Annotated in this window: 14 protein-coding genes; 5 read left to right on the top strand and 9 right to left on the bottom strand. The window is 62.2% G+C overall.

Translation table 11 applies throughout. The features are described 5' to 3' along the window. Positions 1-16: 16 nt before the first annotated feature. The 3 genes from gorA to GRI68_RS03845 are packed head-to-tail and all read right to left on the bottom strand — an operon-like array spanning position 17 to position 3,838. The gene (gene gorA, locus GRI68_RS03855; protein WP_160616020.1) at positions 17-1,384 is read right to left on the bottom strand and encodes a glutathione-disulfide reductase; all 1,368 of its coding nucleotides are present in this window, start codon (positions 1,382-1,384) and stop codon (positions 17-19) included. A 10-nt stretch (positions 1,385-1,394) separates the two neighbouring features. Next, complete coding sequence (locus GRI68_RS03850; protein WP_160616019.1) at positions 1,395-2,381, bottom strand: calcium/sodium antiporter; 987 nt, start codon at positions 2,379-2,381, stop codon at positions 1,395-1,397. A 59-nt stretch (positions 2,382-2,440) separates the two neighbouring features. After that, positions 2,441-3,838 carry a DEAD/DEAH box helicase gene (locus GRI68_RS03845; protein ID WP_160616018.1) on the bottom strand — a complete coding sequence of 466 codons (1,398 nt, stop codon included), beginning with the start codon at positions 3,836-3,838 and terminating at the stop codon, positions 2,441-2,443. Between the two features lie 325 nt (positions 3,839-4,163). Between GRI68_RS03845 and GRI68_RS03840 the strand changes: the two genes are divergently transcribed. Then, positions 4,164-4,394: a hypothetical protein gene (locus GRI68_RS03840; RefSeq protein ID WP_160616017.1), complete on the top strand. Its 231-nt coding sequence runs from the start codon at positions 4,164-4,166 to the stop codon at positions 4,392-4,394. Beyond that, positions 4,387-4,515: a hypothetical protein gene (locus tag GRI68_RS13865; protein WP_267902081.1), complete on the top strand. Its 129-nt coding sequence runs from the start codon at positions 4,387-4,389 to the stop codon at positions 4,513-4,515. Before GRI68_RS03840 ends, GRI68_RS13865 begins: the two co-directional genes overlap by 8 nt. Before the next feature lie 66 nt (positions 4,516-4,581). On the opposite strand, the gene GRI68_RS03835 is transcribed toward GRI68_RS13865, so the two are convergent. The 3 genes from GRI68_RS03835 to pgi all read right to left on the bottom strand — a co-directional run bounded on the left by GRI68_RS03835 (position 4,582) and on the right by pgi (position 7,961). Beyond that, positions 4,582-5,484, bottom strand: coding sequence for a PEP-CTERM sorting domain-containing protein (locus tag GRI68_RS03835; protein ID WP_160616016.1), 903 nt, complete (start codon positions 5,482-5,484; stop codon positions 4,582-4,584). Positions 5,485-5,570: 86 nt separating this feature from the next. After that, positions 5,571-6,413 carry a restriction endonuclease gene (locus GRI68_RS03830; RefSeq protein WP_234028705.1) on the bottom strand — a complete coding sequence of 281 codons (843 nt, stop codon included), beginning with the start codon at positions 6,411-6,413 and terminating at the stop codon, positions 5,571-5,573. A 36-nt stretch (positions 6,414-6,449) separates the two neighbouring features. Next, positions 6,450-7,961, bottom strand: coding sequence for a glucose-6-phosphate isomerase (gene pgi, locus GRI68_RS03825; RefSeq protein WP_160616014.1), 1,512 nt, complete (start codon positions 7,959-7,961; stop codon positions 6,450-6,452). Positions 7,962-8,078: 117 nt separating this feature from the next. Between pgi and lepB the strand changes: the two genes are divergently transcribed. From lepB to era, 3 genes are read left to right on the top strand one after another with little or no spacing between them, the layout of a single operon-like run. Further along, positions 8,079-8,924 carry a signal peptidase I gene (gene lepB, locus GRI68_RS03820; protein WP_160616013.1) on the top strand — a complete coding sequence of 282 codons (846 nt, stop codon included), beginning with the start codon at positions 8,079-8,081 and terminating at the stop codon, positions 8,922-8,924. Further along, entirely contained in the window at positions 8,879-9,601 is a 723-nt protein-coding gene (gene rnc / locus GRI68_RS03815) for a ribonuclease III (protein ID WP_160617833.1), read from the top strand. Before lepB ends, rnc begins: the two co-directional genes overlap by 46 nt. Beyond that, a complete protein-coding gene (era, locus tag GRI68_RS03810; protein WP_160616012.1) occupies positions 9,594-10,496 on the top strand; it encodes a GTPase Era in 903 nt (300 codons plus the stop codon). Before rnc ends, era begins: the two co-directional genes overlap by 8 nt. 31 nt (positions 10,497-10,527) lie before the next feature. Here the strand turns inward: era and GRI68_RS03805 are convergent, their stop codons facing one another. The 3 genes from GRI68_RS03805 to GRI68_RS03795 form a co-directional block, all read right to left on the bottom strand. After that, complete coding sequence (locus tag GRI68_RS03805) at positions 10,528-10,710, bottom strand: hypothetical protein (protein WP_160616011.1); 183 nt, start codon at positions 10,708-10,710, stop codon at positions 10,528-10,530. After that, entirely contained in the window at positions 10,707-13,304 is a 2,598-nt protein-coding gene (gene topA / locus GRI68_RS03800) for a type I DNA topoisomerase (RefSeq protein ID WP_160616010.1), read from the bottom strand. The genes GRI68_RS03805 and topA overlap by 4 nt, the downstream gene beginning before the upstream one ends. A 106-nt stretch (positions 13,305-13,410) precedes the next feature. After that, on the bottom strand, positions 13,411-14,064 hold the full coding sequence (locus GRI68_RS03795) for a suppressor of fused domain protein (protein ID WP_160616009.1): 654 nt from the start codon (positions 14,062-14,064) through the stop codon (positions 13,411-13,413).

Raw genomic sequence — 14,064 nt, 5'->3', positions numbered from 1 at the left:
CCGCAATATCACGCCATCACCGCATCAGCACCAGTTCTTCGGCCATGGTCGGATGGATCGCGGTGGTCGCGTCGAAGTCTTCCTTGGTCAGCCCGGCTTTGACCGCGATCGCGGCTGCCTGCATCATTTCGGGCGCTTCGGGCGCGATCATGTGGATGCCGACGATCTTGCCGTTCTCGCCGTCGCAAATCATCTTGAACAGGCTGCGCTCGTTGCGGCCCGCAAGCACGTTCTTCATCGGCCTGAAATCCGACAGATAGACCTTCACGCTGCCGAGCGCGTTCTTGGCCTCGCCTTCGGTCATGCCCACCGATGCAATCGGCGGATGGCTGAACACGGCGCTGGGAATGCAGGAATGATCGACCGCAACCGGATCGCCGCCGCCGAACACGGTGTCGGCAAAGGCCTGGCCTTCGCGGATAGCAACGGGGGTAAGCTGCACCCGATCGGTGACGTCGCCGACGGCGTAGATGTGATCGACATTGGTCTTGCTGAAGCGGTCGACCTTGACCTCGCCATTCTCGCCGAGTTCGACCCCCGCCTTGTCGAGGCCCAGCCCGTCGGTGTTGGGAATGCGTCCGACCGCGAACATCACGAGGTCGGCTTTTTCCTCGTCGCAATCCGAAAGCTTCACGAAATAGCCGCCTTCGTCGCATGGCTTGATGTATTCGAAAGTGGTGTTGAAGCGGAACTTGATCCCCTTCATCGTGCTGATCTGCAGCAGCCGGTCGCGCACCGCCTCGTCATACTGGCGGAGCAGGCGATCGCCGCGGTTGACGATATGCACATCGCAGCCGAATTCGTTGAAGATACCGGCGAACTCGTTGGCGATGTAGCCGCCCCCGGCGATGATGATCTTCTTGGGCAATTCGTCGAGGTGGAACGCCTCGTTCGAGCTGATGGCGTGATCGGCGCCCTGACAGCTCGGCATGCGCGGTGTCGCGCCGGTCGCGACCAGAATGTATTTCGCGGTAACCGTGCGGCCGCTTTCGAGCGTGATCTCATGCGCGCCGGTGATCGTCGCGCGTTCCTTGAATATCTCGACGTCGTGGTTCTCGAGCGTCTCGGTGTAGCCACTCTCGAGCCGGTCGACATCGTCGAGCACATTGTCGCGCAGCGTCTTCCAGTCGAACTCGCATTTTTCGGTCGACCAGCCGAACGCGCGCGCGTCTTTCAGGTCCTCGGCGAAATGCGCACCGTAGACGAGCATTTTCTTGGGCACGCAGCCGCGGATCACGCAGGTCCCGCCGACGCGGTACTCCTCCGCCAGCGCGACGCGTGCGCCGTGTGCGGCAGAGACCCGGCTCGCGCGCACTCCGCCCGATCCGCCACCGATGGTGAAGAGATCGTAATCGTATTCGGGCGTATCGTTCGAGGCGGTCATGCAAATGCTCCTAGAGCCGGATCAGGTCGGCGGTGAAAAGAATGAAGAGGGTGTAGGCGAGGACCAGCGCGCCGCCTTCCCATCGCCCGAGACGTCCGCCGGTAAAGGCGAACACCATCGCAACGACCGAAGCGCCGACCAGGACCCAGAGATCGAAAGACAGGATCGGGAGCGGAATCGGCCCGGGCGCGACGATGCCGGTCACTCCCCCGATGAAGAAGATGTTGTAGATGTTGGAGCCGAGCACATTGCCGAGCGCGAGATCGCTCTGCTTGCGAAGCGCCGCGATCACGGTGGTGACGAGTTCGGGAAAGGATGTTCCCGCTGCCACGATGGTGAGGCCGATGACCGTGTCCGACACGCCGAGATGCCCCGCGATTTTGACCGCCGCATCGATCAGCACCGTGCCCCCGGCGACGATCAGGACAAGCCCGGCGAGGAACAATGCCACCGCCGTCCACATGCTGCCGCGCGGTTCTTCCTCGACGTGGAAATCGGGATGCGTGCCTTCCACGGCCAAGACGCGGTCTCCGGCGGCCCCGTGCACACCGGTTTTCTCCTGATGGAAGGCGAACCAGATATAGGCCGCCAGCACGGCCAGGAAGCCGATGCCGACCACACGATCGAGGCCCAGCGTCTGCCCAGCGAGCATCAGCAGCAACACGCCGCCCAGCCCGACAAGACCATCGCGCCACAACACGCTGCGCTCCACCATCACCGGCGCGATCAGCGCAGCGGTGCCGAGGATCAACAGCGTGTTGGCGAGGTTCGAGCCGACGATGTTACCCAGCGCAATGCCGGGCGATCCGGCCAATGCGGCCTGCACGCTCGCGGCCAGCTCGGGCATCGAGGTGCCCAGGCCGACCACGGTGAGGCCGATCAGCATCGAGGAAAGCCCCAGCCGCTCGGCCAAACGCACCGCGCCGCGGACCAGCAATTCACCCCCGCCCACCAGCAGGGCAAAGCCCAGCAGCAGGAACAGTATCGTGCCGGTCATGTCGTGATCGTCTCCGCGTGGATTATCGAGCTAGCGCCTGACAACCCTAGCGAAGAGGGTCAAGGATTGTTCCGACCGCCTCCGCCGCCGCTGCGGCGACGATTGCGATTGCCACGGCGCTGACCACCACCGGAACCACCCTGGCCGCCACCGTTCCCGGCGCCTTGCGGCCTGCCCTTGCGAGCGGGATGCTTCTGCTTGGGCCGTCCGCCCTTGGGCGCAGCGCCCGGACGCGGCTGGACCTTCGCACGCGGCGCGCGCTGGCCCGGGGGAGCGCGCTTGGTCGGGCCGACGCCTTCGACCACCGCACGGAAATTCTCCGGCAAATCGAGCCGTTCGAATTCGGCATCGGTCGTCTTGCGAATGTCCTTGAGGTAAGCCCGTTCGTCTTCGGCACAAAAGGCGATCGCGACCCCGTCCGCCCCGGCACGCGCGGTGCGGCCGATCCGGTGGACATATTGCTCGGGCACGTTCGGCAGTTCGTAATTGATCACGTGACTGACACCGGGAATGTCGATCCCGCGCGCCGCGACATCGGTCGCGATCAGCACCGGCGTCTTGGCCCGCTTGAACTCGTCTAGCGCGCGCTGGCGCTGCGGCTGGCTCTTATTGCCATGGATCGCATTGGCGGCGATGCCGACCTGGGCGAGCTTTTTCACCACCCGGTCGCAGCCATGCTTGGTCCGCGCGAAAATCAGCACACGTTCGATCTTGCCCGGGATCGGGTGACGCCCCGAGAGGATCATTTCGAGCAGGCTCTGCTTCTCGTCCTGCTGGACCATGAAGAGATACTGGTCGATCCGCTCTGCGGTCGTGCTTTCGGGCGTGACCGAGACGGTCACCGGATTGCGACAATATTTGCCCACCAATTCCTTGATCGCGGTCGGCATGGTTGCGCTGAAGAAGAGCGTCTGGCGTTCGTCGGGCACCAGCTGGCTGATCTTGCGCAGCGCGTGGATGAAGCCGAGGTCGAGCATCTGGTCGGCCTCGTCGAGGACGAGGATTTCGACGCCGTCGAGGCGGAAGGCCTTCTGGTCGATGAGATCGAGCAGCCTGCCCGGCGTGGCGACGAGAATGTCGGTGCCGCGATGCAGCTTGTTGCGATCCTTGTTGACCGAGGTCCCGCCGACGATCGAGTGGACCTTGAGCCCGGCGAGCGCGCCATATTCCTTGGCATTTTCGGCAATCTGCCCGGCCAGTTCGCGCGTTGGCGCAAGCACCAGCATGCGGCAGGACTTGAACGGGGTCTGGTTGTCCGCCTCGCGAAGATTGTCGATCGAGGGCAGCATGAACGCCGCAGTCTTGCCGGTGCCGGTCTGCGCGATGCCGAGGAGGTCGCGTCCTTCGAGCACGGGCGGAATCGCCTGCGCCTGAATCGGTGTAGGTGTATCGTAGCCCTTGAGATCGAGGGCCTGAAGCACGGGCTGCGAGAGCCCGAGGTCTGTAAATTGTGTCATGAAAACTCGTAACTTGAGCGGCGCGCAGACGGAATCGTCGCGCGGCGCGGGGGTTGAAAACCGCCCGCGTGAAATGGGAAGCTTGAGAACTGGAACCGAAGCGCGCCGGGGCTTGCCTGGAAGGCCGCCGCTTCACGCTGGCTGGCGCTTCGATGAAGCCCATGTGGTGCAGTGCAGCGCAAAAGTCAATCTTTCACCGTCTATGTGCCGCGCACAATCGTTTGGTGAAACCAGGGCAATGCTCTAGAGCGCACCCATTCCGGTAAACGAACCGCATGCCCGGAACTGAGAGACTACGTCGCGCTCCCGCAGAACAGGAGCCGTAATGTCGTCCGTCCCCTCCCTCACCCTCGCGCCCTGGGCCGTGGTCATGTCCACGCGGGTGATGATCGCCTATGCGCTGATTGCGCTGCTCGTCGTCGTTCTGGCCATTGTGATCTGGAACCTGCGCCACCATTCGCAGCGCAATGTCGAACGGCGTCTGTTCGAACGCCGCGCGACCGCAGCCCGCAAGGCTCGCGAACGCCGCGAAGCGAGGGAGCACGACCATGCCTGATCCGCGTCCCCGCAGCGCAGCCATCGAATGTGTGCTCACCGCCAAGGCCCTGGCGCTTCATGCCAAGCCCCCGCGTGCATTGCGCCGCCGCGTCACCCTCGAACCGTTTCAGATCAGCTGATCGACTTGGGTTCGAGCCGATGCGGAAGCACCGGTACCAAACGTCGATCCGATCGCCGCGCACGCCTTAGGGCTTGGCACCTTCCGCGTCGCGCTGTGCAAGCACTTGCGCCATCGCGACCTTTTGCAGCCGCCCGGCGACCTTGGGTTCTATGCCCAGTTCGTGCGCGGCCCTTTCACCATCGCCGAACTGGCGCACGTCGTATCCGGTGATTTCGGCGAACACCACCAGCGCCTCGAGATAGGAGCCCTCGGCACTGGCGTGATAATGGTCGTAGCTCCACAGGTCGATCTTGCCGTAATCGCGCCCGTCATAAGGGTTGGCGTCGGCGATCCCGGCTACGATCGCAGCGTTCCAGGCCTCGCCGACGGGTAGGACCGCATCGATCTCCTCGCTTGCCGCGTCGACCGCGTCGAGTTCGCGCCTGAGGTCGAGCGCCATGGCGGAGATCGGTCTGCCGAACCAGTGCCCGGTCGGCTGATAGGTCTGATCGGCGCGGGTCCAGGTCGACATCAGATACACCTGCACCTGCGGGTTGGCGGCTGTGAACAGCCGCGCCAGCGCCGGGGCATCCTCGCGCGTGTCGCGGGCATCGAGCGGGATCTTCGGGTCGAGCGTCGAATATTGCTGCATCACCACCGCATCCCACGAGCGGTCGATCGCCTCGCGCTTTTCGTTGAGGTGAAAACCCAGCGTGCTGCCGCCCCGCAATTCGTGGCTCACGCTCCACGCCTGCCCGGCCTCCTCGGCGAATTTCGCAAACAGGGCGGGTATGCCCCCCACGCCTTCGCCGTTGATGTCCTCGACGCTGTCGGGCCGATAGCGCAGCACGGCGGAATTGGCCCCCTGGGTAAAACTGTTACCGATAAACAGGATCGACTGCGGAGCAGGCTGCTCTTCCTGCGCATGCGCCGGAACGCCCTGCCAGAGCGCAGCGGCGGCGAGCAGGGTCTGGACCAGACGGATCATCGCTGGAGCCCGCCTGCCAGTGCAAAAACATGATTCATCGTCGCAGCTATCCTCTATCCCATTGGAGAGACATTTACGCTGAAATGTCATGTCATCTTCAACTTAGAAAATGGTGTGAACGGTAACCCTGTTTCAGCGGCGGTGCGAACTTTCCTGCGTAAAAGCTCATCTAAAGAAACCTTTGAACCTAAAGCCTCGTAAATGTCTTCACCGTTCACGCATATGAGACTTTTTGCATTACCGAATGCAGTCAGGCCAACGTCGATGAAACCGTTGTAGCTCACAAAAACGCCTCGCGTCCACGATGCTTTCTCTAGCTTCCCTAAGAACGCCCTAAGCTCGGCAACGCCGATCGGAGAGTCAGTCCATTTTGCTTCCAGCAGATACACTTCATGATCGAGAAGAAAACTGCCGTCTATCTGCTCACCAGTGTTTCGAAAACCGCGGCGTCCAGATAGGCCAAATGCATTGAAGCAATCAGTTAAATATGTTTCAAATTCATACCCTCTGCGCTGTGGGGGTACGTTTCGCAATTTGTAGAGCCGCTGTTTAAGTTCATCGAACTTACCGTGGTCGAATGCATGCGGTAAAGGGGTGCTCGACGATGATTGACCTGATTTCAAACGAGCTTTGATGAGCTCGATTTTTCCTTCGAGGCCAACCAACTGTTCGCTTCGACCAATGCGCTCCATTTCATACTGACGATGCGCCCACAACGACTCGATGACACGGAGAGCAGTGGTGTTATCAGCCTTTCGCAAAAAGCAGCGAAGCCGCTTACCTTTGGATTGCCCGTCTTCACAGAACTCGGGAGCATCAATATCGATGTTAAACTCATCTGCGAAATATTCCGCGAAGGTGCCATCGCCGAAATTGAGAACATAACCGGCACCACGAAAGCACTCGACCATCTCTGAGATGATACGCATATCTATGGATCTAAGGTCGCTCATAAGGTTCTTTCATCACCCCAACCCCGCCGCATTCAGCAGCGCCTGCGTGCTCGCGTCGAATTCCCCCTCGTCCTCTTCCATCGCGCGGGCGAGCTGCTTGCCCAGCTCGACACCGAACTGGTCAAAGGGATTGATGCCCAGCAGCACCGCGTTCGCGAAGGTGCGGTGTTCGTGGAACGCGATCAGCACGCCCAACGTCGCAGGGTTGAGCGCGTCGCACAGGATCGTCGCGCTGGGGCGGTCGCCGGGGTAGTTCCTGGCGCCATCCTCGCTCTTCTTGCCCGCCATCAGCGCGGCGCCCTGGGCGAAGCAGTTCATCAGCAGGATCTCGTGATGCGCGGGGTCGAGATCGTGGCCGGGTTCGATGGCCGCGATGAAATCGACCGGCACCAGATGCGTGCCTTGGTGCAGGAGCTGGAACACCGCGTGCTGCGCGTCGGTGCCGGTGCCGCCCCAGGTGATCGGCGCGGTGGGGCCGTGGACGGGCTCGCCATTGACGGTCACGCTCTTGCCGTTGCTCTCCATTTCGAGCTGCTGGAGATAATCGGGCAGCAGCGCCAGCCGTTCGTCATAGGCGAACACCGCCCGGGTCTGGCAACCACGCAGATGGGTGTAATAGAGATCGGCAAAGGCAGCGCGCAGCGGCAGGTTCGCAAGGCCCTCGCTCTCGCGGAAATGCGCGTCCATCGCGCCCGCCCCGTCGAGCATCGCGGCAAAGCCTTCCCAGCCCAGTGCGATCGCGACCGGGAAGCCGATTGAGCTCCACAGCGAATAGCGCCCGCCCACGGTCTCGCTGAACGGCAGGATGCGCGTTTCGTCGACACCCCAATCGACCGCCTTCCCGGGATTGGCGGTGAGCGCGACCACGCGGCCCTCGGGATCGGCAATGCCACCTTCCAGCATCCAGTCGAGCGTCGACTGCGCGTTGGTCATCGTCTCGATCGTGGTGAACGTCTTCGACGCGACCGCGAGCATGGTCGTTTCCGGGTCGCAGGCGGCGAACGCCGCCTTCAGCGCATTGCCATCGACGTTGGAAACGACGTGGACGTCGACCTTGGCATCGTCCCTTGCCAGCGCATCGAGCGCCAGCGCCGGGCCGAGTGCCGAACCGCCGATCCCGACATGGATCAGGTGCCGGACCTCGCCGAAGGCGCCGCCATGGATCGCCTCGACCAGGCCGCGCATCCGCATGTGGAGCGCATCGGCGAGCGCCACCGCCTCATCGTCGCCATGACCGCGTTCGGCGGTGTGTTCGGCGGCCCGATCCTCCGTCTGATTGACAATTTCGCCTGCAAACAGCGCGCGGCGCTTTTCGGCGAAGTCCATCGCACCGGCCAGCTTGGCAAAAGCCTCGCCATGCGCATCGTCGAGATGGGTTTTGGACCAGTCGAAGCGGATCGTTCCCCCCGGCAGGTCGAGCGCGCGGGACCATTCGTCCACCCTCGCTTGATCCTCGAACAGCGCCGCAAGGGTCGGCTTTTCGAGAAGGGTCAGTTCTTTCCAGATGGCTTGCGGATCGGTCACGCTTGTCTCCGTCGATGATTGGCGACCGGCCTAGAGTGGCACGCCCGTCGAATAAAGACCCGTCTTCATCCCTGCGCGCTTGATTTTCGAGCGGGTTCAAGGGCAGAGGAGCCGGCCATGACCGACACCGCCGCCCCGCCTGCCGAAAAGCCGGAAAACGAGAGCACCGACGCGCCCGCCAAGAAGGAGAAGAAGGAAGAGAATATCTTCGTCTTCATCCTCAAGCTGTTCGTGATCGTGTTCATCTTCCGCAGCTTCATCTTCGCCTCGCATTCGATCCCCAGCGAATCCATGCTGCCCAAGCTGTGGAACGGCGATTACCTCGCGGCGAGCAAGTGGTCCTACGGCTACACCCGCTATTCGCTGCTGTTCGAACCTCCGGTGGGCGATTGGCGCATCTTCGGCAGCGAGCCCGAGCGCGGCGACGTCGCCGTATTCAAACACCCGGTCAGTCACGAGGACTACATCAAGCGGGTGATCGGATTGCCCGGCGACCAGATCCAGATGAAAGAGGGCGTCCTCTACATCAACGGCACCGCGGTGAAGCGCGAGAAGGTCGCCGATTTCATCGAGCCGCAGTCTGAAAACACGACCTGCGCCGCCCAGCGTTTCCGCACCGTGTCGGACGACGGAACGCCGGTCTGCCGCTACGAGCAATACCGCGAGACGCTGCCCAATGACGTCTCCTACAACACGCTCGATTTCGGCTTGGGCCAGTATGATAATACGCCGGTCTACGTCGTGCCCGAAGGAAACCTGTTCATGATGGGCGACAATCGCGACAATTCGCTCGATAGCCGCGCACCCGCGGTGGCCGGCGGCGGGGTCGGCTATGTGCCGATGAACCTGCTGCTCGGCAAAGCGCAGATGCGGATCTGGTCGAGCGATGGCAGCGCAAGCACCTTCCTTCCGTGGACATGGTTCACGGCCGCGCGGTGGGACCGGATCGGAGACGGTCTCTGACCCGCCCTGCCCTCTCCGACGACACCCGCGCGTTTCTGATCGCACTGGTCGGTCGCGACCTCGGCGACGAAGGCGTCTGGCTCGACGCGCTGACGCATGGTTCGACCGGCGAGAAGCGCGATTACCAGCGGCTCGAATTCCTCGGCGACCGCGTGCTCGGCCTCGCGATCGCGCAATGGCTCTACACGCATGACAACCAGGCCGAAGGCAAGCTTGCGCAGCGCTTGGCAGCGCTGGTCAGCCGCGATACCTGCGCCGAAGTCGCCCGTGCTAGCGGGCTTCCCGCGCATGTCCGGCTCGGCAAGCAGGCGCGCGACGATGGCGGCACCGACAGCACCAACATCCTCGGCGATGTGATGGAATCGGTGATCGGCGCAGCCTTCATGACGGGCGATTTCGAAAACGCCGCCGCAATGGTCGAGCAATTGTGGTCAGATACGCTGTCGGGGCGTATGGGCCGTTCCAAGCATCCCAAGAGCGCGCTGCAGGAATGGGCCGCTGGCAATAATCGCCGCCCGCCGCGCTACAGCGTGATCGACACCTCCGGGCCCGACCATTCGCGCCATTTCACCGTGCGGGTCGAAATCGAAAAGGTCGGCGCGGTCGAGGCCAGCGGATCGAGCAAACAGGACGCCGAAACCGAAGCGGCAAGGAAATTCATCGAAACCTATGGCTGACAAACAAACCCAATGCGGCGTGGTCGCCGTGATCGGCGCCCCGAATGCCGGCAAGTCCACCCTGGTCAACCAGCTGGTCGGCCAGAAGGTCGCGATCACCTCGCCCAAAGCGCAGACGACCCGTGCCCGGATGATGGGGATCGCGCTGCATGACAGCGCGCAGATCATCCTCGTCGACACCCCGGGCATCTTCGCGCCGCGCCGCAAGCTCGACCGCGCGATGGTCACCGCCGCCTGGGAAGGCGCCGAGGCGGCCGATGCAGTGCTGCTACTGGTCGATCCGATCAAGCAGCGCCGACACGAGTTGATGCCGCTGATCGAAGCGCTGGCCAAACGGCCCGAGCGCAAGATCCTGGTGCTGAACAAGGTCGACAAGGCGGTGAAGGAGCCGCTGCTGGCGCTGGCGCAGGAGCTGGTCGATCAGATCGACTTCGCCGAAGTGTTCTTCGTCTCGGCGCTTACCGGCGACGGCGTGCCCGAATTGAAGGCCGAGCTCGCCAAGGCGATGCCCGAAAGCCCGTGGCACTATCCTGAAGACCAGGTGTCCGATGCGAGCGAGCGCCTGCTGGCTGCCGAAGTGACGCGCGAACAGCTCTACAAGCAGCTGCGCGAAGAACTGCCCTATGACAGCGCGGTGCGGCCCGAGAGCTATACCGAGCGCGACGATGGCAGCGTGGAAATCCACCAGCAGATCGTCGTCGCCCGCGACAACCAGCGCGCCATCGTGCTCGGCAAGGGCGGATCGATGATCAAATCGATCGGCCAGGCCGCGCGCGAGGAATTGAGCGAGATGCTCGGCCGCAAGGTCCACCTCTTCCTGCACGTGAAAACCGAGGAAGGCTGGGACGAGGATCGCGAGTTCTACGAAGCGATGGGACTGGAAATGCCGCGCTAGCACGCTGCCGGCGGCAAGATGCTGCCAACGGCTAGCGTTTCTTGGCGATCGCGATCTTCTGTTTCTTCGCGAAGTCCTTGGTCGAATCCTCGCTTCGGCCAAGCGCTTTCGCGATCTGTTTCAGTCCTTGCCCCTTGGCGGCCAGCGTCCGCAGCTGGCCCACCTCGTCCGCGTTCCATGGCTGTTTGTGACGTTCGAAACGCTCCTTGCTCATGCCGGGTCCGATGATTTTTCGGCGGATTTCTTCGCCGCGGGTTTCTTGGCCGCAGCTTTCTTCTTGGCCGGTGCCTTTTTCTTGGGCGCAGCCTTCTTCTTGGCAGGCGCCTTCTTCTTTCCCTTCTTCTTCGCCGGCCCCTTGGCAACGCGTTCGTCGATCAGGCGGATGGCGTCTTCCTCGGTCACGTCCTCGGGCTTCATGTCGCGCGGGATCGTGGCGTTGGTCGTGCCGTCGGTGACATAGGGGCCGTAGCGGCCGGGCAGCACCTTCATCTCGGCTTCGCTCACCGGGTGTTTACCGAAAGTCTTGATCGGCTCGGCCTTGGCGCGGCCTCCACCCTTGCGATTGGCGGCTTCGGCCAGCAGCGTGACCGCCGCATTCATGCCGGTGTCGAAGACATCGCGGGTCGATTGCAGCTTCGCGTACTTTCCATCGTGCCTGAGATAGGGACCGTAACGTCCTATCGCTGCTTCGATTTCCTCGCCCGTCTCGGGATGCTCACCAACGATGCGCGGGAGTGCCAACAGCTTGAGCGCCCATTCGAGATCGAAGTCGTCGAGGTCCTTGGGGATCGAGGCGCGCTTGGCCTCCTTGCCCTCGCCCAACTGCACATAGGGACCGAAGCGGCCCGACTTGCGCTCGACGTCGAGACCGGTCTCGGGGTCCTTGCCCATGATTGTGTCTTCGGCCGGATCCTCCCCATCGGCGCCAGGCTGGGCGAAACGGCGGGTGAACTTGCATTCGGGGTAGTTCGAGCAGGCGACGAAGGCACCATACTTGCCCCCACGCAGCGCCAGCCGCCCGTCGCCGCAGCGCGGACAAAGGCGCGGATCGGTGCCGTCGGCCTTGGGCGGGAAAAGGTAATCCTCAAGGAAGGTGTCGAGCACTTCGGTGACTTCCGAAGGCTTGCGCTCCATCACCTCGTCGCTCTTCGGCTTGAAGTCGCGCCAGAAGGCTTCGAGCACCTTCTTCCATTCGGCGCGGCCACCGGAAACCTCGTCGAGCTCGTCTTCCATCCCTGCGGTGAAATCAAACGCGACATAGCGGGTAAAGAACCGTTCGAGAAACGCCGTCAAAAGACGCCCCGATTCCTCTGCGTGGAAACGATTTTTCTCCATCCGCACATAGTCGCGATCGCGCAGGGTCTGGATGGTCGAAGCATAGGTCGAGGGACGCCCGATGCCGAGTTCCTCAAGCCGCTTGACCAGCGAGGCTTCAGAGAAGCGCGGCGGTGGCTGGGTAAAGTGCTGATTGGCCTCGACCGCGCGCTTGGCGGGCGTATCGCCTTCGCGCAGGAAGGGCAGCAGGCCGTCCTCGTCCTCTTCGTCGCCGCGCTTGTCGATGCCTTCTTCGTAGAGCGCGAGGAAGCCGGGGAATTTCACGACCTGGCCGGTGGCACGCAGGCCGTGGCGGCCGGTCGCCTCTTCCATGTGTACAGTCGTGCGCTCGAGCCGCGCCGAGGCCATCTGGCTAGCCAGAGCGCGGGTCCAGATCAGCTTGTAGAGCTTCTCCTCGTCGCCGCGCCCGGCCTTTTCCTTGATGAAATCGGTCGGCCGGATCGCTTCGTGCGCTTCCTGAGCATTCTTGGCCTTGGTTTTGTACTGGCGCGGTTTTTCCGGGAGGTAATGCCCGTCATAGCGGCGCGTGATGGCCTTGCGTGCCGAAGCGATTGCGCTGCCTTCCATCGAGACACCATCGGTACGCATGTAAGTGATCGCGCCGGCCTCGTAGAGCGACTGCGCAAGCCGCATCGTGTGGCTGGCCGAGAAGCCTAGCTTGCGCGCCGCTTCCTGCTGCAGCGTCGAGGTGGTGAACGGCGGCGCGGGGCTGCGCTGCATCGGTTTGGTATCGACGCCGACGACGCGGAACTCGTTTTCCTCGACCGCGGCCTTGGCCTTGGCGGCCGAGCCTTCATTGCCGAGCGTGAGCTTTTCCAGCTTCTCACCATCGAACTTGACCAGCCGCGCATCGAAGCCGGTACCGTCCTGCTCCATCTTGGCGACGATCGACCAGTATTCGTCCGACTTGAACGCTTCGATCTCGCGCTCGCGATCGACAATCAAACGCAGCGCGACGGACTGCACGCGCCCCGCCGATTTCGCACCGGGCAGCTTGCGCCACAGCACCGGCGAAAGCGTGAAGCCGAACAGGTAATCGAGCGCACGGCGCCCGAAATAGGCGTCGATCAGATCCTGGTCGAGCTGGCGCGGCTTCTCCATCGCGCTCGTCACCGCCTGCTTGGTGATCGCGTTGAAGGTCACCCGCTCGACATCGGCAGGGAGGGCCTTCCGCTTCTTCAGCAGATCGAGCACGTGCCAGCTGATCGCCTCCCCCTCGCGATCGGGGTCGGTTGCGAGGATCAGGCGGTCGGCCTTCTTGGCCGCATCGGCGATGGCCTTCACCTGGGCGCGGTTTCGCTGATCCGAATAGACTTCCCAGTCCATCTCGAAATCCTCGTCCGGGCGCACGCTGCCATCCTTGGGCGGCAGATCGCGCACATGGCCGTAGGAGGCGAGAACCTTGAAGTCCTTGCCGAGGTATTTTTCGATGGTCTTCGCCTTGGCCGGCGATTCGACGATAACGAGTTGCATATGAGTTCGGGCAGTCCCTTACGTGTGTACGTGTACGTACGCGCGATGGTCAGGCGGGAGGGCGATTCGTCAAGCGGTCAATTGGTCAGGTGAGAAGATTGGCGCGTTAAATCACCGGGCGGCGACGAGGGTCAGTAACGGGATGCGCACCAGCGTCTCGCAACTTATCGATCAACGCGTCTGAGCTATGCGACTTTGCATACGCAACCTCAGAATCTGTGATTCCTGTAAAGCCAACTAAAATGACCTCGCCCGACGGAAGACCAAATTTTCGCGGAATGTCTTCGCATTCTGTGAGGATTAGATTCTTGATCTCGCAACTCTGATTACCGTCGATAGGAGCATTTAAAGGTAGCCGGTCATGCAATCCAATGTGATCGCAACCTGGATAGACCCCGGCGTTGAGCAATAGGTTATATGCCAACATGTTGGCGAGCGTATTTATGGCCCAATCGCCCTGCGCCGCGACGGAAAACGTAAACTCAACTCCGTATCCAGATTCACCCTCAGGATCATATTCGGAAGGCTCTTGAAACCATGGGTTTGACATACCCGAGGTCACGTAAACCCATGAGGCGCGCTCTGTGGTTGGAGCGAATTCGATCACACCCATAGATAGCCATCGCGGATCAACTTCTTGTTGATGGAACGTGCTTGAAAACAGTTCTGAGCTGAGAGTGAATATCCCTCTCTGTTCCGATCCGAACAGCGCCGGATAAATCTCTTCCTCTCGCATTTCCCAGACTTTTTCGAGATCCAT

Origin of the sequence: Alteriqipengyuania halimionae, from assembly GCF_009827575.1 — a bacterium.
GTDB classification, from domain to species: Bacteria; Pseudomonadota; Alphaproteobacteria; order Sphingomonadales; family Sphingomonadaceae; genus Alteriqipengyuania_A; species Alteriqipengyuania_A halimionae.
This window is presented reverse-complemented; position numbering and strand designations above follow the sequence as displayed.

Bases quoted from the DNA above. Each gene is read 5' to 3' on its own strand.
- topA (WP_160616010.1), bottom strand. From the start codon at position 13,304: ATGCAACTCGTTATCGTCGAATCGCCGGCCAAGGCGAAGACCATCGAA.
- era (WP_160616012.1), top strand. From the start codon at position 9,594: ATGGCTGACAAACAAACCCAATGCGGCGTGGTCGCCGTGATCGGCGCC.
- gorA (WP_160616020.1), bottom strand. From the start codon at position 1,384: ATGACCGCCTCGAACGATACGCCCGAATACGATTACGATCTCTTCACC.
- GRI68_RS03795 (WP_160616009.1), bottom strand. From the start codon at position 14,064: ATGGATCTCGAAAAAGTCTGGGAAATGCGAGAGGAAGAGATTTATCCG.
- GRI68_RS03850 (WP_160616019.1), bottom strand. From the start codon at position 2,381: ATGACCGGCACGATACTGTTCCTGCTGCTGGGCTTTGCCCTGCTGGTG.
- lepB (WP_160616013.1), top strand. From the start codon at position 8,079: ATGACCGACACCGCCGCCCCGCCTGCCGAAAAGCCGGAAAACGAGAGC.
- GRI68_RS03830 (WP_234028705.1), bottom strand. From the start codon at position 6,413: ATGCGTATCATCTCAGAGATGGTCGAGTGCTTTCGTGGTGCCGGTTAT.
- GRI68_RS03840 (WP_160616017.1), top strand. From the start codon at position 4,164: ATGTCGTCCGTCCCCTCCCTCACCCTCGCGCCCTGGGCCGTGGTCATG.
- rnc (WP_160617833.1), top strand. From the start codon at position 8,879: ATGGTTCACGGCCGCGCGGTGGGACCGGATCGGAGACGGTCTCTGACC.
- GRI68_RS03845 (WP_160616018.1), bottom strand. From the start codon at position 3,838: ATGACACAATTTACAGACCTCGGGCTCTCGCAGCCCGTGCTTCAGGCC.
- GRI68_RS13865 (WP_267902081.1), top strand. From the start codon at position 4,387: ATGCCTGATCCGCGTCCCCGCAGCGCAGCCATCGAATGTGTGCTCACC.
- GRI68_RS03835 (WP_160616016.1), bottom strand. From the start codon at position 5,484: ATGATCCGTCTGGTCCAGACCCTGCTCGCCGCCGCTGCGCTCTGGCAG.
- GRI68_RS03805 (WP_160616011.1), bottom strand. From the start codon at position 10,710: ATGAGCAAGGAGCGTTTCGAACGTCACAAACAGCCATGGAACGCGGAC.